19 protein-coding genes are annotated in these 21,703 nt (G+C 61.2%); 12 read left to right on the top strand and 7 right to left on the bottom strand.

Annotated features, from left to right (window positions below):
* Positions 1 to 91 precede the first annotated feature (91 nt).
* From rhlB to WIN67_RS05135, 4 genes are all read left to right on the top strand, one after another.
* On the top strand, positions 92 to 1,588 hold the full coding sequence (gene rhlB / locus WIN67_RS05150; RefSeq protein WP_102878468.1) for an ATP-dependent RNA helicase RhlB: 1,497 nt from the start codon (positions 92 to 94) through the stop codon (positions 1,586 to 1,588).
* A 122-nt stretch (positions 1,589 to 1,710) separates the two neighbouring features.
* Positions 1,711 to 2,664: an ornithine cyclodeaminase family protein gene (locus WIN67_RS05145; protein WP_339070723.1), complete on the top strand. Its 954-nt coding sequence runs from the start codon at positions 1,711 to 1,713 to the stop codon at positions 2,662 to 2,664.
* Between the two features lie 34 nt (positions 2,665 to 2,698).
* Entirely contained in the window at positions 2,699 to 3,826 is a 1,128-nt protein-coding gene (locus tag WIN67_RS05140) for an NAD(P)/FAD-dependent oxidoreductase (RefSeq protein WP_110596429.1), read from the top strand.
* 90 nt (positions 3,827 to 3,916) lie between these two features.
* The gene (locus WIN67_RS05135; protein WP_339070722.1) at positions 3,917 to 4,546 is read left to right on the top strand and encodes a transcriptional regulator; all 630 of its coding nucleotides are present in this window, start codon (positions 3,917 to 3,919) and stop codon (positions 4,544 to 4,546) included.
* Positions 4,547 to 4,639: 93 nt separating this feature from the next.
* On the opposite strand, the gene WIN67_RS05130 is transcribed toward WIN67_RS05135, so the two are convergent.
* The 4 genes from WIN67_RS05130 to moaC form a co-directional block, all read right to left on the bottom strand.
* Positions 4,640 to 5,416 (bottom strand): ABC transporter substrate-binding protein, encoded by a 777-nt coding sequence (locus tag WIN67_RS05130; protein WP_102878464.1) that lies wholly within the window; start codon positions 5,414 to 5,416, stop codon positions 4,640 to 4,642.
* Between the two features lie 218 nt (positions 5,417 to 5,634).
* Positions 5,635 to 6,087 carry a molybdopterin synthase catalytic subunit MoaE gene (moaE, locus tag WIN67_RS05125; RefSeq protein WP_102878463.1) on the bottom strand — a complete coding sequence of 151 codons (453 nt, stop codon included), beginning with the start codon at positions 6,085 to 6,087 and terminating at the stop codon, positions 5,635 to 5,637.
* A 1-nt stretch (position 6,088) separates the two neighbouring features.
* Positions 6,089 to 6,331, bottom strand: a complete 243-nt coding sequence (locus WIN67_RS05120) for a MoaD/ThiS family protein (RefSeq protein ID WP_103740995.1) — start codon at positions 6,329 to 6,331, stop codon at positions 6,089 to 6,091.
* Complete coding sequence (gene moaC, locus WIN67_RS05115; protein WP_110596428.1) at positions 6,328 to 6,801, bottom strand: cyclic pyranopterin monophosphate synthase MoaC; 474 nt, start codon at positions 6,799 to 6,801, stop codon at positions 6,328 to 6,330. The genes WIN67_RS05120 and moaC overlap by 4 nt, the downstream gene beginning before the upstream one ends.
* A gap of 233 nt (positions 6,802 to 7,034) precedes the next feature.
* On the opposite strand from moaC, the gene WIN67_RS05110 reads away from it, so the two are divergent.
* The gene (locus WIN67_RS05110) at positions 7,035 to 7,481 is read left to right on the top strand and encodes a DMT family transporter (protein WP_339070721.1); all 447 of its coding nucleotides are present in this window, start codon (positions 7,035 to 7,037) and stop codon (positions 7,479 to 7,481) included.
* A gap of 251 nt (positions 7,482 to 7,732) precedes the next feature.
* A complete protein-coding gene (locus WIN67_RS05105; protein ID WP_339070720.1) occupies positions 7,733 to 8,374 on the top strand; it encodes a serine acetyltransferase in 642 nt (213 codons plus the stop codon).
* Positions 8,375 to 8,445: 71 nt separating this feature from the next.
* On the opposite strand, the gene WIN67_RS05100 is transcribed toward WIN67_RS05105, so the two are convergent.
* Positions 8,446 to 9,372, bottom strand: coding sequence for a LysR family transcriptional regulator (locus WIN67_RS05100; RefSeq protein WP_339070719.1), 927 nt, complete (start codon positions 9,370 to 9,372; stop codon positions 8,446 to 8,448).
* 46 nt (positions 9,373 to 9,418) lie between these two features.
* On the opposite strand from WIN67_RS05100, the gene WIN67_RS05095 reads away from it, so the two are divergent.
* Genes WIN67_RS05095 through WIN67_RS05085 form a run of 3 tightly spaced genes read left to right on the top strand, consistent with a single transcriptional unit; the run spans position 9,419 to position 14,073 of the window.
* Positions 9,419 to 9,832 carry a VOC family protein gene (locus tag WIN67_RS05095; protein ID WP_339070718.1) on the top strand — a complete coding sequence of 138 codons (414 nt, stop codon included), beginning with the start codon at positions 9,419 to 9,421 and terminating at the stop codon, positions 9,830 to 9,832.
* A gap of 30 nt (positions 9,833 to 9,862) precedes the next feature.
* Positions 9,863 to 11,014 (top strand): efflux RND transporter periplasmic adaptor subunit, encoded by a 1,152-nt coding sequence (locus WIN67_RS05090; protein WP_339070717.1) that lies wholly within the window; start codon positions 9,863 to 9,865, stop codon positions 11,012 to 11,014.
* Entirely contained in the window at positions 11,011 to 14,073 is a 3,063-nt protein-coding gene (locus tag WIN67_RS05085; RefSeq protein ID WP_339070716.1) for a MexW/MexI family multidrug efflux RND transporter permease subunit, read from the top strand. Before WIN67_RS05090 ends, WIN67_RS05085 begins: the two co-directional genes overlap by 4 nt.
* 59 nt (positions 14,074 to 14,132) lie before the next feature.
* On the opposite strand, the gene WIN67_RS05080 is transcribed toward WIN67_RS05085, so the two are convergent.
* Both WIN67_RS05080 and WIN67_RS05075 read right to left on the bottom strand, forming a co-directional pair.
* Positions 14,133 to 15,527 carry a PhoH family protein gene (locus WIN67_RS05080; RefSeq protein WP_016968495.1) on the bottom strand — a complete coding sequence of 465 codons (1,395 nt, stop codon included), beginning with the start codon at positions 15,525 to 15,527 and terminating at the stop codon, positions 14,133 to 14,135.
* A gap of 347 nt (positions 15,528 to 15,874) precedes the next feature.
* A complete protein-coding gene (locus WIN67_RS05075; RefSeq protein WP_102878458.1) occupies positions 15,875 to 16,999 on the bottom strand; it encodes a polysaccharide deacetylase family protein in 1,125 nt (374 codons plus the stop codon).
* A gap of 149 nt (positions 17,000 to 17,148) precedes the next feature.
* On the opposite strand from WIN67_RS05075, the gene yaaA reads away from it, so the two are divergent.
* The 3 genes from yaaA (at position 17,149) to alg8 (ending at position 21,683) form a co-directional block, all read left to right on the top strand.
* Positions 17,149 to 17,928: a peroxide stress protein YaaA gene (gene yaaA, locus WIN67_RS05070; protein ID WP_102861246.1), complete on the top strand. Its 780-nt coding sequence runs from the start codon at positions 17,149 to 17,151 to the stop codon at positions 17,926 to 17,928.
* An 814-nt stretch (positions 17,929 to 18,742) separates the two neighbouring features.
* Complete coding sequence (locus WIN67_RS05065; RefSeq protein ID WP_102878456.1) at positions 18,743 to 20,059, top strand: nucleotide sugar dehydrogenase; 1,317 nt, start codon at positions 18,743 to 18,745, stop codon at positions 20,057 to 20,059.
* 142 nt (positions 20,060 to 20,201) lie between these two features.
* Positions 20,202 to 21,683 carry a mannuronan synthase gene (gene alg8, locus WIN67_RS05060; protein WP_102878455.1) on the top strand — a complete coding sequence of 494 codons (1,482 nt, stop codon included), beginning with the start codon at positions 20,202 to 20,204 and terminating at the stop codon, positions 21,681 to 21,683.
* The last annotated feature ends 20 nt before the right edge of the window (positions 21,684 to 21,703 follow it).

The following is a 21,703-nucleotide window of genomic DNA, read 5'->3' as shown; positions in this document are numbered from 1 at the left end:
TGCCTCGCGCCAGGACCACAAGCAACAGACTACGCCGCGCCCGTTTCTTGCATTACACTGGCCGGCGTACATTCCTTAACCAATTGATGAGATGACCGTGCTCAAAGCACTCAAGAAAATCTTCGGTAAAAGCGAGGCTGAGCCGCTCGCGCCAAGCCCCAGCGCCCCTTCCCCCAGTTCCAGCAGCCGCAATGACGGCCGTCAGCCGGAGCGGAGCGCACCTGCTACCGCAGCTAAAAAAGAACCGGTGAACACACCGGCCGCCCCTTCCGCTCCCAAAGCACCGCGCCAAGAGAAGCCCAAGGCCGAGCAACCCAAACCTGAGCAAGCGCAGCGCCCGCGGCCGCCAAAACCAGCGGTCAGCACCTGGAAACTCGAAGACTTCGTGGTGCAACCCCAGGAAGGCAAGACCCGTTTCCACGACTTCAAGCTCGCTCCGGAACTGATGCACGCCATCCAGGACCTGGGCTTTCCCTACTGCACGCCGATCCAGGCCCAGGTACTGGGCTTCACCCTGGCGGGCAAAGACGCCATCGGCCGTGCCCAGACCGGCACCGGCAAGACCGCCGCGTTCCTGATCTCGATCATCACCCAGTTGCTGCAGACCCCGCCGCCGAAAGAGCGCTACATGGGCGAACCACGGGCACTGATCATTGCCCCGACCCGGGAACTGGTGGTGCAGATCGCCAAGGACGCCGCGGCCCTGACCAAATACACCGGCCTCAACGTCATGACCTTCGTTGGCGGCATGGATTTCGACAAGCAGCTCAAGCACCTGGAAGCTCGCCACTGCGACATCCTGGTGGCCACCCCGGGCCGCCTGCTGGACTTCAACCAGCGCGGTGACGTGCACCTGGACATGGTCGAAGTGATGGTGCTGGACGAAGCCGACCGCATGCTCGACATGGGCTTCATCCCGCAAGTGCGGCAGATCATTCGCCAGACCCCGCCCAAGAGCGAGCGCCAGACCCTGCTGTTCTCCGCCACCTTCACCGAAGACGTGATGAACCTGGCCAAGCAGTGGACCACCGACCCGGCGATCGTCGAGATCGAGGCCGAGAACGTCGCCAGCGAAAACGTCGAACAGCACATTTATGCCGTGGCCGGGGCCGACAAGTACAAGCTGCTGTACAACCTGGTCACCGACAACGGCTGGGAACGGGTCATGGTCTTCGCCAACCGCAAGGATGAAGTGCGGCGCATCGAAGAACGCCTGGTGCGCGACGGCGTGAACGCCGCCCAGCTGTCCGGCGACGTGCCCCAGCACAAGCGGATCAAGACCCTGGAAGGCTTCCGCGAAGGCAAGATCCGGGTCCTGGTGGCCACCGACGTGGCCGGCCGAGGCATCCACATCGACGGCATCAGCCACGTGATCAACTTCACCCTGCCGGAAGTGCCGGACGACTACGTGCACCGCATCGGCCGTACCGGGCGTGCCGGTGCCGACGGCGTGTCCATCAGCTTCGCCGGCGAGGACGACTCCTATCAGTTGCCATCGATCGAAGCCCTGCTGGGGCGCAAGATCAGCTGCGAGATGCCGCCGGCCGAGCTGTTGCGCCCAGTAGAGCGCAAACGCCCGCAAGCCTGATAGCAGACGCGCCGAAAAAAACGCAGCCCATCACCGGCTGCGTTTTTTTTCGCCTGGATGTTGCCCAAGCAAACTAAAAGTCCATAATGGACAAATAAGTTTAATTCCTTGGGAACGCCTACATGCCCAGCACGCCCTACCTGATTGCTCAGACCGAAGCCCGCCAGTTGCTCGCGCAAATCGACGTCCCGCAGATCCTGCGCAAACTGTTTCGCGACCTGGCCGCCGGACTCGCCGTACAACCGCCACAACAGCTGGTGGAGTTTCCCCAGGGCGCCGGCGACTTCATCAACTACCTGGGCGTGCTGGCTGAAGATCGGGTCTACGGGGTCAAGACCTCGCCCTACATCATTCGCGCCGAAGGCCCGCTGGTCACCGCCTGGACCCTGCTGATGTCCATGGACAGCGGCCAGCCGCTGCTGCTGTGCGACGCCGCCGAACTGACCACCGCACGCACCGCCGCCACTACGGCGGTCGCCGTCGATGCACTGGCCACGCCCGAGGCCCGGCACCTGGCAATCATCGGCAGCGGCGCCGTGGCCCAGGCTCACCTGCACTACGTGAAAGACCTGCGCCCCTGGCAGAGCATCCGCCTCTTTTCCCCAAGCCTGGCGAGCAAATCCGCCGAGGAGCTTGCGCATCTCAAGGCCCTCGATCCGCGCCTGCAAATCGTCCCGCAGCTTGAAGAGGCTGTCGAAGATACCGACGTGATCATGCTCTGCACTTCGTCCGCCGGACCGGTCATCGACCCACGCACCCTCAACAAGCCGGCGCTGATCACCTCCATCAGCACCAATGCGCCACGGGCCCATGAAGTGCCGCCCGCCGCACTGCAGCAGATGCAGGTCTATTGTGACTATCGCCGTACCACCCCGGGCTCGGCCGGCGAGATGCTGATTGCCGGTGAACAGCACGGCTGGGACAACGCGGCGATTCTCGGCGACCTGCCGGAGCTGCTGAGCAACCAGGCTCAACGCCCCAGCACCGAGCGCCATGTGTTCTTCCGCTCCATCGGCCTGGGCCTGGAAGACATCGCCCTGGCCAATGCCCTGTACCACCTGCGGCACCCGCACTAAGGGCCTGTCACTTGCACTTTTCCAGGAGCCTTGAATGATCCAGGCAGATTTCATCATCATCGGCGGCGGTATCGCCGGAGCCTCCACCGGTTACTGGCTGTCGCGCCACGGCCGCGTCATCGTGCTGGAGCGCGAATCCCATCCGGCCTATCACTCCACCGGCCGCTCTGCCGCGCTCTACACCGCCGCCTATGGCACCGCCCAGGTGCGGGCCCTGACCCTGGCCAGCCGGGACTTTTTCGACCATCCGCCGGAGGGCTTCTGCGACCACCCGCTGCTGACGCCACGAGGGGAAATGACCGTGGACTTCACTGGCGATCCGGCCGAACTGAACAACCAGTACCTGAGCGCCAAGGCCACGGTGCCGGAGATGCAACTGCTCAGTGCCGACGAAGCCTGCGCTCGCCTGCCAATCCTGCGTCGCGAAAAGGTCCACGGCGCCCTCTACGACCCCAGTGCCAGCGACATCGACACCGACGCCCTGCATCAGGGCTACCTGCGGGGCATCCGCCGCCATCAGGGCCAGGTCTATACCGACCATGAAGTGCTGGGTCTGCACCGTGATGAACAAGGGCTGTGGCAGGTCCAAACCAGCGGCCAGGGCTTCAGTGCGCCGGTGCTGATCAACGCTGCCGGGGCCTGGGCCGACCAGATCGGCGCGATGGCCGGCGCCCGCCCCCTGGGCCTGCAACCCAAGCGCCGGGCGGCCTTTATCTTCGCCGGCCCGGAAGGGGTCGATACTCACCGCTGGCCGATGTTGGTGAGCCTGGACGAGTCCTTCTACATGAAGCCCGACGCCGGCATGTTCCTCGGTTCGCCGGCCAACGCCGACCCGGTGGAACCCCATGATGTGCAGCCCGAAGAACTGGACATTGCCCTGGGCATCTACCAGATCGAAGAAGCCACCACACTGAGCATTCGTCGTCCGACCCGGACCTGGGCCGGCCTGCGCAGTTTCGTCAGCGATGGCGACTTGCTGGCCGGTTTCGATCCACAGGTGCCCGGGCTGTTCTGGGTCGCCGGACAAGGCGGCTATGGCATCCAGACCTCTCCGGCCATGGGCCAGGCCAGCGCCGCCCTGGTGCGTGGCCAACCCCTGCCGGAGCAGTTGACCCGCTTCGGCCTGGAGTCCGCCATGCTCTCCCCTGCCCGCCTCGGTTGAACCCGCCTGCGGGGTGACGCGCCCAAACGATTGCGGCACACTCCCAGCGCCCGCTAACGGCGGGCGCTGAAGCCGCCTGGAGTACGACCCATGACCTCACTCGCAAAGGCCCCAGCCCTGGATAATTTCCGGGCGATTGCCGACGCCATTGCCACGCTGTTCTTCCCCCATGCCGAGGTGGTGCTCCACGACCTGCGCACCCAGAAGATCGACTACATCGCCAATAATCTGTCCAAGCGCGAAGTGGGCGACGATGCGGCCCTGGAAGACCTGCTCAGCGGCGACAGCAGCGAACGCAATATCGGTCCCTATGAAAAGCTCAACTGGGACGGCCAGAAGATCCGCAGCCTCAGCAGCGTGCTGCGCGACAGCCAGGGCCAGCCAATGGCCGTGCTGTGCATCAACCTGAACATCTCGCTGTTCGAAAATGCCAAGGCCGCGCTGGACCTGTTTCTCTCACCCAGCAAGCTGATTCCCCAGCCCGATTCACTGTTTCGCGACGACTGGCAGGAACGCATCAACACCTTCCTGCACAACTGGCTGCGCGAGCGCCAGCTGGGCCTGAACCTGTTGACCCGCGAACACAAGCGCGAACTGGTACTGGCTCTGCACGCCGAAGGTGCCTTCAAGGGCAAGAGCGCCTCCAACTACGTGGCCAACGTACTGAGCATGGGCCGGGCGACGGTGTACAAGCACTTGAAGGAATTGAAGGGACAATAAAGGTTCGCGAGCAAGCTCGCGCCTACACGGCTTGCACAACACCTGTAGGAGCGAGCTCGCTCGCGAAAGCGTCCTCAAGAACGCCACAACGTCTCAATCCCCATAAATATCCGACTTGAAGTACTTGGCCTGGATCTTCTGATATTCACCATTGGCCCGAATATCATCGATGGCCTTGTTCAACTCGCCCACCAGTTCACTGTTGCCCTTGCGCACTGCAATCCCGGCGCCTTCCCCAACGTATTTGGGATCTTTCAACTCAGGCCCGACAAAGGCGTAGTCGGCGCCCCGCGGCATCGACAGGAAATCCTCCAGGGGAATGGTATCGGCGAAGATCGCGTCCAGGCGCCCGGCCGCCAGGTCCATGTAGATCTCTTCGTTGTTGCTGTAGCGCACCACCTTGATGCCCTTGGGCTCGAAGACCTCGGTGGCGAAACGATCTGTAGTGGTGGAGCGCTGCACGCCCACGGTCTTGCCCTTGAGGCTGGCGTACTGGTCATCCACCACCGCGCCCTTCTTCATCACCAGGCGCGACGAAGTGAAGTAGTACTTGTGGGTGAAATCCACGGATTTACGCCGTTCCGCGGTGATGGTCATGGAGGACAGCGCGGCGTCGATCTTTTTCACTTTCAACGAGGGAATCAGGCCGTCGAACTCGCCCTCGATCCACTCGCACTTGACCTGCATCTGCGCGCACAAAGCATTGCCGATGTCGTAGTCGAAGCCACCAATCTTGCCGTCGGCGGTCTTGAAGGCGAACGGCGGATACGCCGCCTCGATACCCAGGCGCAAGGTTTTCTCGGCAGCCATCAGGCTGCTGCACGCCAACAGGCTCAAGGCCAGGCCACTGATGAGGGGGAATTTTTTCATGTTCGTTCTCTCGCGGGTTGTTGTTGGTTTGGCAAGACAGAAAGAAAGGATGAAACGGAGGACGCTGTATTTGTACTTGTAAATCCATACTGGACTTTTACGTACATATCGTCAACGGCGCGCACAGCGACTTATCCCCAGCGGTCGGCGGGAACAGTCGCAGTCGATTACAGGTTGAATTGGGGCGGACTCAGGCGCCGCCGGCCAGCATCAGGGGATCAGTCTTTCCAGCGCGCGGCCGCCGCGTGATCGCTGTCGCGGCCTTCCACCCAACGGGGGCCGTCGGCGGTGTTTTCCTTTTTCCAGAACGGCGCCCGGGTCTTCAGATAATCCATGACAAAGGCGCAGGCTTCGAACGCCGCCTGGCGATGGGCACTGGCTGCGCCGACGAACACGATGGGCTCGCCCGGCTCCAGGGCGCCGATGCGGTGCAGCACCTCCAGTTGCAACAGCGGCCAGCGCTGCTCGGCTTCAGCCGCAATCTTGCCCAGGGCCTTTTCGGTCATGCCCGGATAGTGCTCCAGGAACATGCCGTGCACGTCCTGGCCGTCATTGAAGTCGCGCACGTAGCCGACAAAGCTGACCACCGCGCCAACCCCGGTATCGGCGGCGTGCATGGCGTTGACTTCGGCGCCGGGATCGAAGGCCGCGGATTGCACACGGATCGCCATCTCAGCCTCCGGTCACTGTGGGGAAGAACGCCACTTCATCGCCGTCCGCCAGGGGCTCGTCCAGCTGGCACAGCTCTTCGTTGCGGGCGCACATCAGGTTCTGTTCGGCGAGCACGGCGGCCCCGTCACGGGACAACAGCGCCTGGCGCACATCGTCGACACAGGCAAAGTCGCCCTCGACAAGCACGCCATCGAGCCCCAGGGCCTCACGGTAGCGGGCAAAGAACTTCACCGAGATCCTCATGCGTCAGCCACCCGGTAATCGCCGCTCTTGCCGCCGGACTTCTCCAGCACTCGCACGCCTTCGATGATCATGCCGCGGTCCACGGCCTTGCACATGTCATAGATTGTCAGCGCGGCGACGCTGGCGGCGGTCAACGCCTCCATCTCCACCCCGGTCTGCCCCGACAGCTTGCAACGCGCCACGATGCGCACACTGTCCTCGCCTTCGGCACTGAGCTCGACCTTGACGCTGGTGAGCATCAACGGATGGCACAGGGGAATCAGCTCACTGGTTTTCTTCGCCGCCTGGATTCCGGCAATGCGCGCCACGGCAAACACGTCGCCCTTGGGGTGACCACCACTGACGATCATGTGCAGGGTTTGCGGGAGCATGCGCACCCGGGCTTCGGCCACTGCCTCGCGGAAGGTCACGGCCTTATCGGTGACGTCGACCATATTGGCGCGACCTTGGGAATCGAGATGAGTCAGCACGGTGTTACTCCTGATCAGGTGGGCCGATTGTAAACCTGCGGGTCAGTTTTTCGCATCCTCGTCTCCCTAGCTTCCCACAAAGAAACATTGTCGCCGGTAACCCTCACACCCGCTGTCTAGAGCAAAAACAAGAGGAACAATCAGCGTGGCGAATACCGGCCATAAGAACAAAGAATTGGCCTCAACACATTATTAAAAGTACAAATCCCTGCGAAAAATAGAGTGAAAAAAACATGGCATTTTTAATATCAATTTTATTGAGCCTTCTAGCCGGCTTCGCCGTACCACTTCAAGCAGGAACAAATTCAAAACTTGGAAATTTACTAGGCCACCCACTGTGGGCAACCGGAGTTTCTCTAGTTGTCAGCTTACTGGCAGTTACTGCGGTAATCGTATTTATAAAAGTTCCGCGACCCAACTTTACCGCTGCCCAGGAGGGGCCTTGGTGGATCTGGATGGGTGGGATCGCTGGAGTGTTCTACATCACCGTCGCCTTGCTTATGGCACCGCGTCTCGGGGCCCTGAATTTCATTATGACGGTGATTGTCGGACAGTTGATCATTTCCTTGCTGATCGACTACTTCGGTTTGGTCGGTCTGCCCCGACGGGAAATAAGCTTACAAAAAATAACCGGAGTACTGGTTGTCGCCGGCGGATTCGTGATTACCGTTCACGCATGACTAAAATAAACTTACGGCAGCGCATATAAATATATTTACTCGCCTCACCCCATTGAAAATTCAGACATAAGCAACAGGCCAAAAAGAACACGACGAGTTGTCGAGCACCGTTTACAAAGTCATCGAAAACTTCAGCCGCAGCAAATTGAGCTCCTTGGTTAAACCACGGGAAACAGTGAAGGAAGCTGCACAGAACCTGATTACAAAATCGAAAACTGCCAATGGAGGGCCTCGATCGAGGCTTGATTGACATGCAAGGATTGCACGATGAGCTAATCATCCATATCTCCAACGCCCTGGTCGCCGCAGACCTGTTAAGACTCAAACCGCAACTGCCGGACCTGATCGAGGCAACTGCTCAAAAGATCATCGAAGACCTGGCGGCATTCGCCAGCCGTGATCCAGCGACCCAGGGGCGGCTTGAGCTGATCCTGCAGAACCGCTGCTCGTTCAAGGCCGTGATGTATTACCGGCTAGCACACTGGATCTGGCACTTACCACCTCGAGCAGGTCACGACTACCGGCTGATTGCCGAAAGATTGAGCCTGCAGGGCAAACTCATCAGCGGAGCACATATCCATCCAGCGGCACAGATTGGCCGACGCTTCGTCCTCGAACATGGCTACGGCACAATCATCGGTCCGACCTGCAGGATCGGCGACGATTGCCACCTTCTGTGTGCAGTCATCCTAGACACTCAGTTGGCTGCAGATGACCCCGAAGTTCGCCGCCACCCGAGGCTGGGCAACAATGTCGAGGTCGGTGCCGGCGCCAGGCTGATTGGCTACGTGATCGTCGACGACAACGTGCTCGTCAGTCCGGCCTGCGTCATTACCCACACACTGCCTACAGACACTTGGCTCAAGATCGTCAGCTCGACCGAATCGCAATGAACCAGTGCGTACCAACTGTCAACTCCGAGGTTCGCCTTGCTCGAAGCCCATGGAGAAAGGCCTGGTCGCTATCAAGCGATGGTAGGCGCCTGATCGACTACCTGCCTGATCTGTTCACGCAGCCAGGCATGCGCAGGCTCATCCTTGAATCTCCGATGCCAGATCTGCACAAAGGGAAAGGCTGGAATCGGCAGCGGCGGCTTCAACCGCACCAGATCCGGATCAAGCCGGACATCGTCCAGGGTACGGGTGGCCACGGTAAGGATCAGGTCGGTGTTGTGAATCATGCTGGGGGCGGTCCCCCAGTGGGGCACGTTAACGGCTATCCGCCGTTGCAAGCCCTGCTCGTGTAACAGGCAGTCGACCTCACCATTGGCCGCACCATCCACAGACACCAGGATATGCGGCCGTGCCAGGTAGCTGTGCAGATCAAGCACGCCATCGGCTGGCAGAGTACGACGATCGAGTAGACAGGAGAAGGTTTCCTCAAACAGCACCTCGGTGGTGAGATCCTCCGTGAATTTGGGAAACACCCCCAGCGCCAGGTCGATCTTGCCCTGGGCCACCTGTTCGAACATCCCGTGCCGGCTGTCCTGGGTCACCTGCAGGGTGGTGTTCGGCGCATCCCGACGCAGGCGTACCAACAGTCCGGGCAGGATGATCGCCGCCCCGTAGTCGGACATCGCCAGGGTGAAGGCACGCTGGGAACTGGCCGGATCAAAATCGTTCGACTTGCCGAACAGGGTTTCGATCTGGCTGAGAATTTCCCGCAACGGCTGCTGAATGTTCTGGGCAAGGGAACTGAGCACCAACTCGCTACCACGACGAATCAGGATCGGATCGTCCAGCAGCCCCCGCAGCTTGCTCAAGGAGTGGCTGACCGCCGGCTGGCTCAGGTGCAGGCGCAAGGCCGTGCGGGTGACGTGCTTTTCCGTCAGCAGGGCATCAAGCACCACCAACAGGTTCAAATCGATATTGCGCAGTAAGACCGTGACCATCCTGTCATTTCCAACTCAGGGAGCAAGGTCCCAAAAGGAGCAACACATGCTGCAGCTCAAACGGATTATTGAAACAGCCCTTTATGTGAACAATCTCGATATTGCGAAGGAATTCTACGCAAAAACCTTCCAGCTGGAAGTCATGGTCGAGAGCGACGTACTAGTGGCACTGAACATCGGCGACCAGAATACCCTGTTGCTGTTCAAGCGGGGCGCCTCGCTGCACACCAAGTACCTCAGCGGCGGAGAGATCCCGCCCCACGACGCCAACGGACGGATTCACGTCTGCTTTGCCATCGACAAGCAAGACCTGCCCGACTGGAAGGAACGGCTGGCCCGTTGCGGCATTCCCCTGGAGGGCCGGACCGAATGGCCCAAGGGCGGTTCCAGCATCTATTTCCGCGATCCGGATGAAAACCTCGTCGAGCTGCTCACGCCCGGGTGCTGGCCGATCTACTGAAACTGCAACAGACGTCAAGGAGTGAATGTCATGGTGTCCGTCGGTGTAACCAAGCACCCATCCCCGCGCGCGCGACTGGTGCTGATCGCCGCCCTGTTGATCCTTGGCCTGCTGGCCGGCTGGCTGTGGCAGGGAACCCGGCCCGGCCCCCAGGCCTACGCACAGGCTCCGGTCAAGGTTGCAGTGGCCACAGCCAGCACCCAGCCCTTCCCGCGGTACCTAGAGGCCATCGGCGAGCTGGAGGCGATCGAGCAAGTCAGCGTGCCAGCGGAAATTGGCGGACGCATCGTCAGCCTGCCGATCCAGTCCGGGCAGCGGGTCGAGCACGGCCAGGTCCTGGTCCGGCTCAACGACGCGCCCCAGCGCGGCAATCTGCTGCGCCTGCAAGGGGAAATGGAAAACGCCAAGGTCAGGCTCGAACGCTCACGGCGCCTGCTGTCGGTCAACGCCACGTCCCGGGAGGCTTTCGACAACGCCCAGACCGAGCTGTCCACCGCCAAGGGCGCCCTACTGGCCCTGACAGCGGAAATCGAACAGCGCACCATTCGCGCCCCCTTCGCCGGCACGCTGGGTATCCGCAAGGTGCACCTGGGCCAATACGTGAACCCCGGGGACGTACTGATCAACCTGATTGGCGACAAGGGCCTCTACGTCAACTTCAGCGTGCCGGAGCAAGCGCTGTCACAGGTCACCCCAGGAGCGACCTTAGAAGTGTTCCTCGACGCCTTGCCCGGACAGTTGCTGAAAGCCAGGGTAAGCGCCATCGATCCGTTCCTTGACCAGTCTCGCACCCTGAATATTCAGGCACGCCTAGAAGACCCGCCGCCCAGTGCCCTGCCCCACATGTTCGCCCGCGTGCGCCTGGCCCAGCCAATGCCCAGTGGCACCTTGAGCGTGCCGGAAACCGCCGTGACCTATAACGCCTACGGTGAGGAGCTGTTCGTGGTACAGCCGGCCACGGACGCCCAGGGCGCGCCAACCGTGCAGCGGGTCTCGGTCAAGACCGGCGCACGTCATGCCGGTCGGGTGGTGATCGACAGCGGCTTGGCCCCGGGGACGCAGGTGGTGACTGCCGGGCAGCTCAAGCTCAGCGATGGCGCCGCGATCGAAGCCGTGCCGCACAGCGTGCTCGGCGATGCCCCCGACAATGCGCTGCCCCTCGCCGCAGGAGAACGACCGTGAAGTTCACCGATCTGTTTGTCCGCCGCCCGGTATTGGCGCTGGTCGTCAGCCTGTTGATCCTGCTGGCGGGCCTCAAGGCCTACAGCAGCCTGCCCGTGCGCCAGTACCCACTGCTGGAGAGCTCAGTTATCAGCGTCACCACCGACTATCCCGGGGCCCCGGCGGAGTTGATGCAGGGCTTTGTCACCCAGCCGATCAACCAAGCCCTGGCGTCAGTGGAGGGAGTTGATTACGTCAGTTCGTCCTCGGTCCAGGGGCGCAGCCTGATCACCCTGCGCATGGCCCTCAACCAGGACTCGGCAAAGACCCTGAGCGAGGTGATCGCCAAGGTCAACCAAGTTAAATACCGCTTGCCCGAACAAGCCTACGACCCAGTGATCGAACGTTCCGCCGGGGACGCCACCGCCGTGGCCTACGTTGGTTTCGCCAGCCGCTCGCTGTCGGCCTCGGCGCTCAGCGATTACCTGAGTCGAGTGGTACAACCGCTGTTTTCCAGCATCGAGGGTGTGGCCAAGGTCGATACCTTCGGCGGCCAGCGCCTGGCCATGCGCCTGTGGCTGGACCCGCAGCGCATGGCCGGCCATGGCATCAGTGCGCGCCAGGTGGAGCAGGCGATCCGCGCCAACAATTTCCAGGCCGCTCCCGGGCAGATCAAGGGTCACTACGTGGTCTCATCGATCCAGGTCAACACCGATCTGGGCAGCCTGGACGAGTTTCGCGACATGGTCATCAGCAACCGCGGCGACCACCTAGTGCGCCTGCGGGATATCGCCCGGGTCGAACTGGGATCGGCAGCCTATGAAACCAGTGCGCTGATGAACGGCAAGCCGGCGGTGCACCTAGGTCTGTACGCCACGCCCAAAGGCAACCCGCTGCTGATCGTCGCTGACATCAAACGCCTGTTGCCGCAGATACAGAAAACCCTGCCGCCAGGCGTGGAGGTGGCCCTGGCCTTCGAGACCGCCCACTTCATCCAGGCCTCGATCATTGAGGTCATCGAAACGCTGATCGAAGCCATCCTGATCGTCGTGGTGATCATCTACCTGTGCCTGGGCTCGGTGCGCAGCGTGCTGATCCCGGTGGTCAGCATCCCGCTGTCGATGGTGGGAGCCCTTGCGCTGATGGACCTGTTCGGTTTCAGCATCAACCTGCTGACCCTGCTGGCCATGGTACTGGCCATCGGCTTGGTGGTGGACGATGCCATTGTGGTCATGGAAAACATCCACCGCCATCTCAAGGAGGGTCGTACTCCGCTACAGGCCGCCTTTGTGGGAGCTCGGGAAATCGCCTCGCCGGTGATCGCCATGACCATCACCTTGGCCGCGGTGTACATGCCCATCGGCCTGATGAGCGGGCTGACCGGCGCGTTGTTCAAGGAGTTCGCCCTGACCCTGGCCGGGGCGGTGCTGATCTCCGGGGTAGTGGCCCTGACCCTGACACCGGTGATGTGCGCCAAGCTGTTGCCAGCGGGCCAACAGGAAGGCCGTATGAGCCGCTGGGCCGAACGGTTTTTTCAGCACCTGGCGCGCCTCTACCAGCAAGCCCTGGTGCGTTCCCTGCGCTGGCGCGGCGCGGTGCTGGTGTTTGCCGCTCTGGTGCTGGTCAGCCTGCCGTGGCTCTATGGCCACGCCAGCAAGGAGCTGGCGCCTAACGAAGACCAGGGCAACCTACTGCTGGCGATCAAGTCACCGCAGCACGCCAACCTGGATTACGTCGAGCGCTATGCCTACCAGTTGGATGCGATCCTTCAAGGACTGCCGGAAACCGTCAGCACCTGGATCATCAATGGCAGCGATGGGGTCGCGGCCAGTTTCGCCGGGGTCAACTTCAGCGAGTGGTCGCAGCGCCAGCGCAGCGCGGCCAGCATCCAGCAACAACTGCAACAGGAGGTCGACGCGGTCGAAGGCAACTCGATCTTCGTCTTTCAGTTGCCGCCCCTACCGGCCTCCACTGGCGGCCTGCCGGTGCAACTGGTGATCCGCAGTACCGAGGACTATCGCTCGCTGTTCCAGGCCATGGAAGAGATCAAGCAGCAAGCTCGAGCCAGTGGGTTATTCGCCGTGGTGGACAGCGATCTGGAGTTCAACAACCCCGTGACCGAGGTGCGCATCGATCGCAGCAAGGCCAACAGCCTGGGCATCCGCATGCAGGACATTGGCACCACCCTGGCGGTGCTGATCGGCGAAAACTACACCAACCGCTTCGCCCTCCAGGGCCGCTCCTATGACGTGATCCCGCAGAGCGCGGCCGCCCAGCGCCTGACGCCGCAAGCCCTGAACGGTTTCTATGTCGACACCGACCGTGGCACGCAGGTGCCGCTGTCCACCGTGGTCAGCCTGCATGACAGCATCCAGCCCAACAAGCTCAAGCAGTTCAACCAGCAGAACGCCGCGACCTTCCAGGGCATCCCTGCCCCGGGGGTCAGCCTGGGTCAGGCGGTAGCCTTCCTGCAGCAGCAAAGCCGGGCACTGCCCGCCAGTTTCAGCCATGACTGGCAAGCCGACTCTCGGCAATTCATCCATGAAGGCAATGCCTTGCTGCTGACCTTCCTGTTCGCCCTCATCGTGATCTACATGGTGCTAGCCGCTCAGTACGAAAGCCTGAGCGACCCACTGATCATCCTGATCACCGTACCGCTGTCGATCTGTGGCGCACTGATTCCCCTGGCGCTGGGGCTGGCGACCATCAACATCTATACCCAGATCGGCCTCGTGACCCTGATCGGCCTCATCAGCAAGCACGGCATCCTGATGGTGGAGTTCGCCAACGAACTACGAACCACTCAGGGTGGCAGCGCGGCCCAGGCGATCATTCGCGCGGCGAAGATTCGCCTGCGGCCGATCTTGATGACCACCGCCTCCATGGTGGTGGGGCTAGTGCCGTTGCTGTTCTCCTCCGGCGCCGGTGCCAGCAGCCGCTTCGGCCTGGGCCTGGTGATCGTCATCGGCATGTTGGTGGGCACCCTGTTCACCCTGTTCGTGTTGCCTGCGATCTACAGCCTGATGGCCCGTGCCCATCACCCCTCTCGCGAACTGGAGGAACTGCAACAGCTGGCCTGAGCCAGCCCCGAATGCAAAACGGGCGACCCGAAGGCCGCCCGTGCTGGAAGGAATTGACGTTACAGATGGCTTTCCGCGTACTCCGCCAGGATCGAGCGCGGCACCCCTTGCAGGGTGATGTGCACGCCGTTGGGGAAGTCCTTGAAGCGTTCGGTGAGGTAGGTCAGGCCCGAGCTGGTGGCCGACAGGTAAGGGGTATCGATCTGTGCCAGGTTGCCCAGGCACACCACTTTGGAACCGGCGCCGGCACGGGTGATGATGGTTTTCATCTGGTGCGGGGTAAGGTTCTGGCATTCGTCGATCAGGATCAGGCTCTGCTGGAAGCTGCGACCGCGGATGTAGTTCAGGGATTTGAACTGCAACGGCACCTTGCTGAGGATGTAGTCGACGCTACCGTGGGTGTTCTCGTCATCCATGTGCAGGGCTTCGAGGTTATCGGTAATGGCGCCCAGCCAGGGTTCCATCTTCTCCGCCTCGGTGCCCGGCAGGAAGCCGATCTCCTGGTCCAGCCCCTGCACGCTGCGGGTGGCGATGATGCGCCGGTAGCGCTTGCTGACCATGGTCTGCTCGATGGCGGCAGCCAGGGCCAGGATGGTCTTGCCGGAGCCGGCGGCGCCGGACAGGTTGACCAGGTGGATGTCCGGGTCGAGCAGCGCGTACAGCGCCAGGCCCTGGTAGATGTCTCGCGGTTTCAGGCCCCAGGCTTCCTGATGCAGCAGGGGTTCCTGATGCAGGTCGAGGATCAGCAGCACATCGGCGCGGATCTCCTTGATCCAGCCGACAAAGCCCTGTTCGTCGATGATGAATTCATTGATATGCACCGCCGGCAGGTTGTCGATCAACTGCACCTGGTGCCAGGTGCGGCCGTGATCCTGACGGGTTTCCACCTTGCTTACGCGGTCCCAGAACGAGCCGCTCATGTTGTGGAAACCATTGGGCAGCAGGGACACGTCGTCCACCAGCTGGTCGGTGCTGTAGTCCTCGGCGGCAATCCCGCAGGCCCGCGCCTTGAGGCGCATGTTGATGTCTTTGGTTACCAGCACCACGGGCAAGTCCTTGTTGCGCGCGTGCAGGTCGATCAACTGGTTGATGATGATGTTGTCGTTGAGGTTCTCCGGCAACAGGCTGTTGGGCTCGTTGCGCTTGCTCATCAGAATCGACAGCAAGCCCTTGGGCCCGCTCTTGCCGCGCTGAATCGGTACGCCCAGTTCAACATCCTCGGGGGAAGCCTCGCCCAGGGTCTTGTCGATCAGGCGGATCGCCTGGCGGCATTCGGCGGCAACGCTGTGATGCCCGCTCTTGAGCTTGTCCAGCTCTTCAAGGACGGTCATGGGGATGGCGACGTGGTGTTCTTCGAAATTCAGTAAGGCGTTGGGATCGTGAATCAATACATTGGTATCGAGTACATAAAGGATTGGCTGGTTGGAGGAAGCGCTACGTCCGTGGTCATCCATACTCGGTCACCTTATGTGGGAGCCAGTCGACGCAATACCATGAGGTATCGCGCCTCGAATGACCACCGAATTCACCCGCAGGGGTTCAGGTGAGCTGCACACACGAGGAGTCTTGGGAGACGCCACCTGTGTCGCAGGTTTCGGCGGTCTGAGTTCGTAATACTCCAAAAACCGTGACAGGAAAACGCACTTTGACGCTTTTTTGATGTTTATTTTTCAGGGTGACGAAAAGCCCTTGGCGCACCGCCCGCTCACCGTTAAAGTCGGAAGTCCGCCTGCCTCGAAATCCCGCCGAAATCCGCCCCCTTTTTCCGCTCACGCCCCGTGTTTACGGGCACTTGGCCGTTTCAGCGGAACGCGTCCTGACAATCCTCCCAACCGATGCCACTTTGCGCGGTCTGCGCCAGCAGCCAGGGCAAGCTGCTCTTGACCCCGTCCTGTTTGGCATTGAAAGCGATCACCCCACGCCGCCATAGCAACATCAAGGTCAGCACCCGCTGGCCACTGTCCTCGGCCTTGAGCTTGCCGGCACCGTCCTGGGCGTCGATGTCCCACAATGCCACCTGCATGCCCTGGGCATTGAAGAAGCCCTCGGCATCGGCACGACGCTGGCCAAAGGGCGGGCGGAACAAGGGCACATAGTTTTCCGGCAGTTTGCTCTTCACCAGATCGGCGCTGCGCTGGATCGAATACTGCCAGTCCTGCCAGTGGCTGTGGGAGCGGAACTCCCAGCCTTGCACGCCAACGCACTGCCTGGAGTACAGCGATTGCAGGCTGGCCACCGAGGCCTTGTCGAGGCGATTCTGGATGTCGTTGCCCAGGACAAAGAACGTCCCACTGAGATTGGCCTTGCGCAGGTAGTTGGTGAGCCAGGGCGTGTTGTCCGGCGCCAGGTTGGCGGCGCTGTCGAAGGTCAGCAGAAACAGCCGGTCGTTGAGTTCGTCGCCATTGCGCTCGTAGTCGCCGTAGCGCAGCACCTCGCTGCTGGTCTGGGGAGCCAGCGCCGCCTTGCGCAGCAATTCGTCCAGGTACTGCTCATGGAAGGTCCGGCTCGGCTCGCCCCAACGGGCGTAGTAGGAATCCTCCGCCAGGTGGAACTTGCCGGCCTGCTTGCGCAGTTGCTGCATGTTTTCCACCAGGTAGCAGAACGAAGCGTCCTGGTCGCAGCTCTGCTGGGCGAAGTTGTAGTTGTCCAGCAGGCGTTTCCAGAGATGCTCGCGTAGTTCGTTGATCGCCTCCATGTTGATCATGCGCAAGCCCAGGCGCTGCTTCAGGGACGCCTCGTCCCAGGCCTCGCTGACCAGCAAGGCGCGGGCAAAGGTCAGGATCTCGGCCCGCGAGGCGACGTCGAACAGGGTCGGATTGTCGAGCTTTTCCGGCCAGGTGCTGCGATCCAGGGTCGCCACATCATTGGGCGCCGCCAGCACACTGAGACTCAGAAGCCAGGCCGAGAAGAAAAACGCGATACGCAAAAGAGACGCCTCCAGAACAAAACCCGCGCGGCACTATAGCCGATATGCCGCGCAGCGAAGGCATCCGCCACGCGTCAGCTATCGCCTTGATAGGTGGAGTCCGAACGCCCGAGCCAATAGAATCCCCCGACGCTAAAAGGAGACGACTCATGCTGATGGTGATTTCACCCGCCAAGACCCTCGATTACGAGACGCCGCCGGTCACCCCGCGCTTTACCCAGCCGCAATACCTCGACCATTCCCAGGAACTGATCCAGCAACTGCGGGAACTGAGCCCGGCGCAGATCAGCGAACTGATGCACGTGTCCGACAAGATCGGCGGCCTGAATGCCGCGCGCTTCGGCAGCTGGACCCCAGCCTTCACTCCGGACAACGCCAAGCAGGCGCTGCTGGCCTTCAAGGGCGACGTCTACACCGGGCTCAACGCCGAATCCTTGAGCGAAGCGGACTTCGACTACGCCCAGCAGCACCTGCGCATGCTCTCCGGCCTGTACGGCCTGCTGCGCCCCCTGGACCTGATGCAGCCCTATCGCCTGGAAATGGGCACCAAGCTGGCCAACGCCCGTGGCAAGGACCTGTACGCCTTCTGGGGCACGCGCATCAGTGAATGGCTGAACGAGGCCCTGGCCGATCAGGGCGACGATCTGCTGCTGAACCTGGCCTCCAACGAGTACTTCTCGGCAGTCAAGCGCACGGCCCTGAACGCGCGGATCATCAACACCGAGTTCAAGGACCTGAAGAACGGCCAGTACAAGATCATCAGCTTCTATGCCAAGAAGGCCCGGGGCCTGATGAGCCGCTTCGTCATTCAGGAACGCATCAACGATCCCGCACAACTCAAGCAATTCGACGTCCAGGGCTATCGCTTCAGCGCGGAGCAATCCAAAGCCGACAACCTGGTATTCCTGCGCGACCACGCACCGGAGTAAAACGTTCCCCTGCCGCGCTCGTTGCCACCCGGCGAGCGCGCCAGAATGTGATCACTCGCACATTCCCCGTCTCCTTTTAGCCATTTTTTTGGCGCCATAAAATCTTCATCTATTTCTATAACTTTTCTTTCACTCGACAACAGTGTTTTTTTTTCAGTAGTGGCACCACTTTTTTTATTAGGTAGTGGCACAAAAGTATCCCCGCGCTTCAACTCCCCACAACTAAAGGCCCAAACCTTAAGTGCTATCAGTTTGAAAGCAGTGCCATCTTTCTCAATATTTCAAGAAATTTCGCAAAACAGGATGAGCGGGCCGGAACTATGCCTGCGGACACCGCTCATACCACCGGTAACGATTCTCAACGAGCTTGTAGGAGATGACTTACACGGACTCAAGTGAGACTAATCAAGTTACGTCCACCTTTGACCAATGAGTCACAAACTTGAACTAAAGGGTAAACAACAGGAGATAAGGCACCACAACTATCCCCTAACGAGCCAAGGAACAGCTGGCCTTCAAGGACCGCGAAAAACAACTGAAAAGCCCGTATTACGTGGCATTCAGCCATTCGAAGGATACCGGATGGTTTTACTCGCGAACCCTGCAGCAGGAGCCGCCGGCAACATTCAAGGGCAAATCAGAACAACAAGGATCGGTTGCGCACAACTTGAGTGCATATATTTAGACACTCGGAACTTAGTCTGCCTGCACGCGGCCATACAACGTACTTCGTTGTACTTCCGAGTGCGCAATAACAGCTGGCAAACATTAACTCCGGCCATCTAATGGCGTGAATAACACAGAGGTAAATGCGATGCGCATCAGCATATTTGGTTTGGGTTACGTCGGTGCAGTCTGTGCCGGTTGCCTGTCCGCACGGGGCCATGAAGTGGTTGGCGTAGATATCTCCAAAGACAAGATCGACCTGATCAACGCCGGTAAATCGCCGATCGTTGAACCGGGTCTGGGTGAACTTCTGGCGCAAGGGATTCAGACCGCTCGTCTGCGCGGCACCACCAACTTCGCCGAAGCCATCCGCGATACCGACCTGTCGATGATCTGCGTCGGCACCCCGAGCAAGAAGAACGGCGACCTGGAACTGGACTACATCGAATCGGTGTGCCGCGAGATCGGTTTCGTCCTGCGCGACAAGGCCACCCGCCACACCATCGTGGTGCGCAGCACGGTGCTGCCGGGCACGGTGAAAAACGTGGTGATCCCGATTCTCGAAGACTGCTCGGGCAAGAAGGCCGGGGTGGATTTCGGCGTGGCGGTGAACCCGGAGTTCCTGCGTGAAAGCACCGCGATCAAGGATTACGACTTCCCGCCCATGACCGTGATCGGCCAGTTCGACCAAGCCTCCGGTGACGTGCTGCAAGCGCTGTACGAAGAGCTCGACGCGCCGATCATCCGCAAGGACATCGAAGTCGCCGAGATGATCAAGTACACCTGCAACGTCTGGCACGCCACCAAGGTCACCTTCGCCAACGAGATCGGCAACATCGCCAAAGCGGTGGGTGTGGACGGTCGTGAAGTGATGGACGTGGTCTGCCAGGACAAGACCCTCAACCTGTCCCAGTACTACATGCGCCCCGGCTTCGCCTTCGGCGGTTCGTGCCTGCCCAAGGACGTGCGCGCCCTGACCTACCGCGCCAGCTCCCTGGACATCGAAGCGCCGCTGCTCAACTCGCTGATGCGCAGCAACGAATCCCAGGTACAGAACGCCTTCGACATCGTGTCCAGCCACGACAAGCGCAAGGTCGCCCTGCTGGGCCTGAGCTTCAAGGCCGGCACCGACGACCTGCGCGAGAGCCCGCTGGTGGAACTGGCGGAAATGCTCATCGGCAAGGGTTTCGACCTGAGCATCTACGACAGCAACGTCGAGTACGCCCGAGTCCACGGCGCCAACAAGGACTACATCGAGTCGAAGATCCCCCACGTCTCGTCCCTGCTCAACTCGGACTTCGACGCGGTGATCGGCAAGTCCGACCTGATCATCCTCGGCAACCGCGACGAGAAGTTCCGCGCCCTGGCCGAAGACGTGCCCCACGGCAAGCAGGTCATCGACCTGGTGGGCTTCATGTCCAAAGCCTCCAGCGTCCAGGGCCGAACCGAAGGGATCTGCTGGTAAAGGCATGCGCCTGTAGCCGCTGCTGCAGGCTGCGATCGTCCCCGAAGGGGCGTGCTCCCGAGGGCATCTCGAGGCCCTGCGGACCTATCGCAGCCTGCGGCAGCGGCTACAGGGTACCGCTTAGAATTTTAGGACGCAGATTATGCACAGGCTAAAGCACGGCCTGCTTCAGGCCGCCGGTTGGCTGTTTTACTTGAGTTTGCTGATGGGCATGGCCTTGCTGCTGCCCGCGTCGACCTTCGACTCGCAGTCCAAGGACTTCATTTTCCTGATTGGCGCCGTGGGCATCTGGCGCTACTCCATGGGTGCCACGCACTTCGTGCGCGGCATGCTGTTTCTCTACGTGGTCTACCCGCACCTGCGGCGCAAGGTGCGCAAGCTGGGCAGCGCGGCCGACCCGTCCCACGTGTTCCTGATGGTCACCAGCTTTCGCATCGATGCGCTGACCACCGCCCAGGTCTACGGCTCGGTGATCCGCGAAGCCATCGACTGCGGCTTCCCCACCACCGTGGTCTGCTCGATCGTGGAAATGTCCGACGAGCTGCTGGTGAAAAGCCTGTGGGCACGGATGAACCCGCCGGAGCGGGTCAAGCTGGACTTCGTGCGCATCCCCGGCACCGGCAAGCGCGACGGCCTGGCCTTCGGCTTCCGCGCCATCTCCCGCCACCTGCCGGACAACCGCGCCGTGGTGGCGGTGATCGACGGCGACACCGTGCTCGGCGAAGGCGTGGTGCGCAAGACCGTGCCTTGGTTCCAGTTGTTCGGCAACGTCGGTGGCCTGACCACCAACGAATTCTGCGAAGTGCGCGGCGGCTACATCATGAGCGAATGGCACAAGCTGCGCTTCGCCCAGCGCCACATCAACATGTGCTCCATGGCCCTGTCCAAGCGCGTGCTGACCATGACCGGGCGCATGTCGGTGTTCCGCGCCACCGTGGTCACCGACCCGGACTTCATCGCCGACGTGGAAAGCGACTCCCTGCAGCACTGGCGCCTGGGTCGCTTCAAGTTCCTCACCGGCGACGACAAGTCCAGCTGGTTCAGCCTGATGCGCCTGGGCTACGACACCTTCTACGTGCCTGACGCGGCGATCAACACCGTGGAACACCCGCCGGAAAAGAGTTTCATCAAGGCCAGCCGCAAGCTGATGTTCCGCTGGTACGGCAACAACCTGCGGCAGAACGCCCGGGCCTTGGGTCTGGGAGTCAAGCGCTTGGGACTGTTCACCAGCGTGGTGCTGTTCGACCAGCGCGTGTCGATGTGGACCTCGCTGCTGGGCCTGACCGTGGCGATCATCGCCAGCGTCAAGTACGGCACCGCCTTCATCCTCGCCTACCTGCTGTGGATCGGTATCACCCGCCTGATCCTGACCCTGTTGCTGTCCTGCTCGGGGCACCGCATCGGCCCGGCCTACCCCTTGATCCTCTATTACAACCAGATCGTCGGCGCCCTGGTGAAGATCTACGTGTTCTTCCGCCTCGACCAGCAATCCTGGACCCGCCAGGACACCAAGCTGACCCGCGACCTGGCCAGTTTTCAACGTTGGTTCAACACCTGGTCGTCTCGGACCATGACCTTCTCGGCCGGCAGCGTGTTCGTCGCTGTCCTGCTGCTGATGGTCTGAACCGCCTTGCCTGAATTAAC

This window comes from Pseudomonas idahonensis, from assembly GCF_037903935.1.
In the GTDB taxonomy this organism is placed as follows: Bacteria; Pseudomonadota; Gammaproteobacteria; order Pseudomonadales; family Pseudomonadaceae; genus Aquipseudomonas; species Aquipseudomonas danubii.
The sequence above is the reverse complement of the archived record's forward strand: the minus strand, read 5'-3'. Positions and strand labels throughout refer to the sequence as shown.

Coding starts and splice junctions, on each gene's coding strand:
- rhlB (WP_102878468.1), top strand. CDS start 92: ATGACCGTGCTCAAAGCACTCAAGAAAATCTTCGGTAAAAGCGAGGCT.
- WIN67_RS05145 (WP_339070723.1), top strand. CDS start 1,711: ATGCCCAGCACGCCCTACCTGATTGCTCAGACCGAAGCCCGCCAGTTG.
- WIN67_RS05140 (WP_110596429.1), top strand. CDS start 2,699: ATGATCCAGGCAGATTTCATCATCATCGGCGGCGGTATCGCCGGAGCC.
- WIN67_RS05135 (WP_339070722.1), top strand. CDS start 3,917: ATGACCTCACTCGCAAAGGCCCCAGCCCTGGATAATTTCCGGGCGATT.
- WIN67_RS05130 (WP_102878464.1), bottom strand. CDS start 5,416: ATGAAAAAATTCCCCCTCATCAGTGGCCTGGCCTTGAGCCTGTTGGCG.
- moaE (WP_102878463.1), bottom strand. CDS start 6,087: ATGGCGATCCGTGTGCAATCCGCGGCCTTCGATCCCGGCGCCGAAGTC.
- WIN67_RS05120 (WP_103740995.1), bottom strand. CDS start 6,331: ATGAGGATCTCGGTGAAGTTCTTTGCCCGCTACCGTGAGGCCCTGGGG.
- WIN67_RS05110 (WP_339070721.1), top strand. CDS start 7,035: ATGGCATTTTTAATATCAATTTTATTGAGCCTTCTAGCCGGCTTCGCC.
- WIN67_RS05105 (WP_339070720.1), top strand. CDS start 7,733: ATGCAAGGATTGCACGATGAGCTAATCATCCATATCTCCAACGCCCTG.
- WIN67_RS05100 (WP_339070719.1), bottom strand. CDS start 9,372: ATGGTCACGGTCTTACTGCGCAATATCGATTTGAACCTGTTGGTGGTG.
- WIN67_RS05095 (WP_339070718.1), top strand. CDS start 9,419: ATGCTGCAGCTCAAACGGATTATTGAAACAGCCCTTTATGTGAACAAT.
- WIN67_RS05090 (WP_339070717.1), top strand. CDS start 9,863: ATGGTGTCCGTCGGTGTAACCAAGCACCCATCCCCGCGCGCGCGACTG.
- WIN67_RS05080 (WP_016968495.1), bottom strand. CDS start 15,527: ATGGATGACCACGGACGTAGCGCTTCCTCCAACCAGCCAATCCTTTAT.
- yaaA (WP_102861246.1), top strand. CDS start 17,149: ATGCTGATGGTGATTTCACCCGCCAAGACCCTCGATTACGAGACGCCG.
- WIN67_RS05065 (WP_102878456.1), top strand. CDS start 18,743: ATGCGCATCAGCATATTTGGTTTGGGTTACGTCGGTGCAGTCTGTGCC.
- alg8 (WP_102878455.1), top strand. CDS start 20,202: ATGCACAGGCTAAAGCACGGCCTGCTTCAGGCCGCCGGTTGGCTGTTT.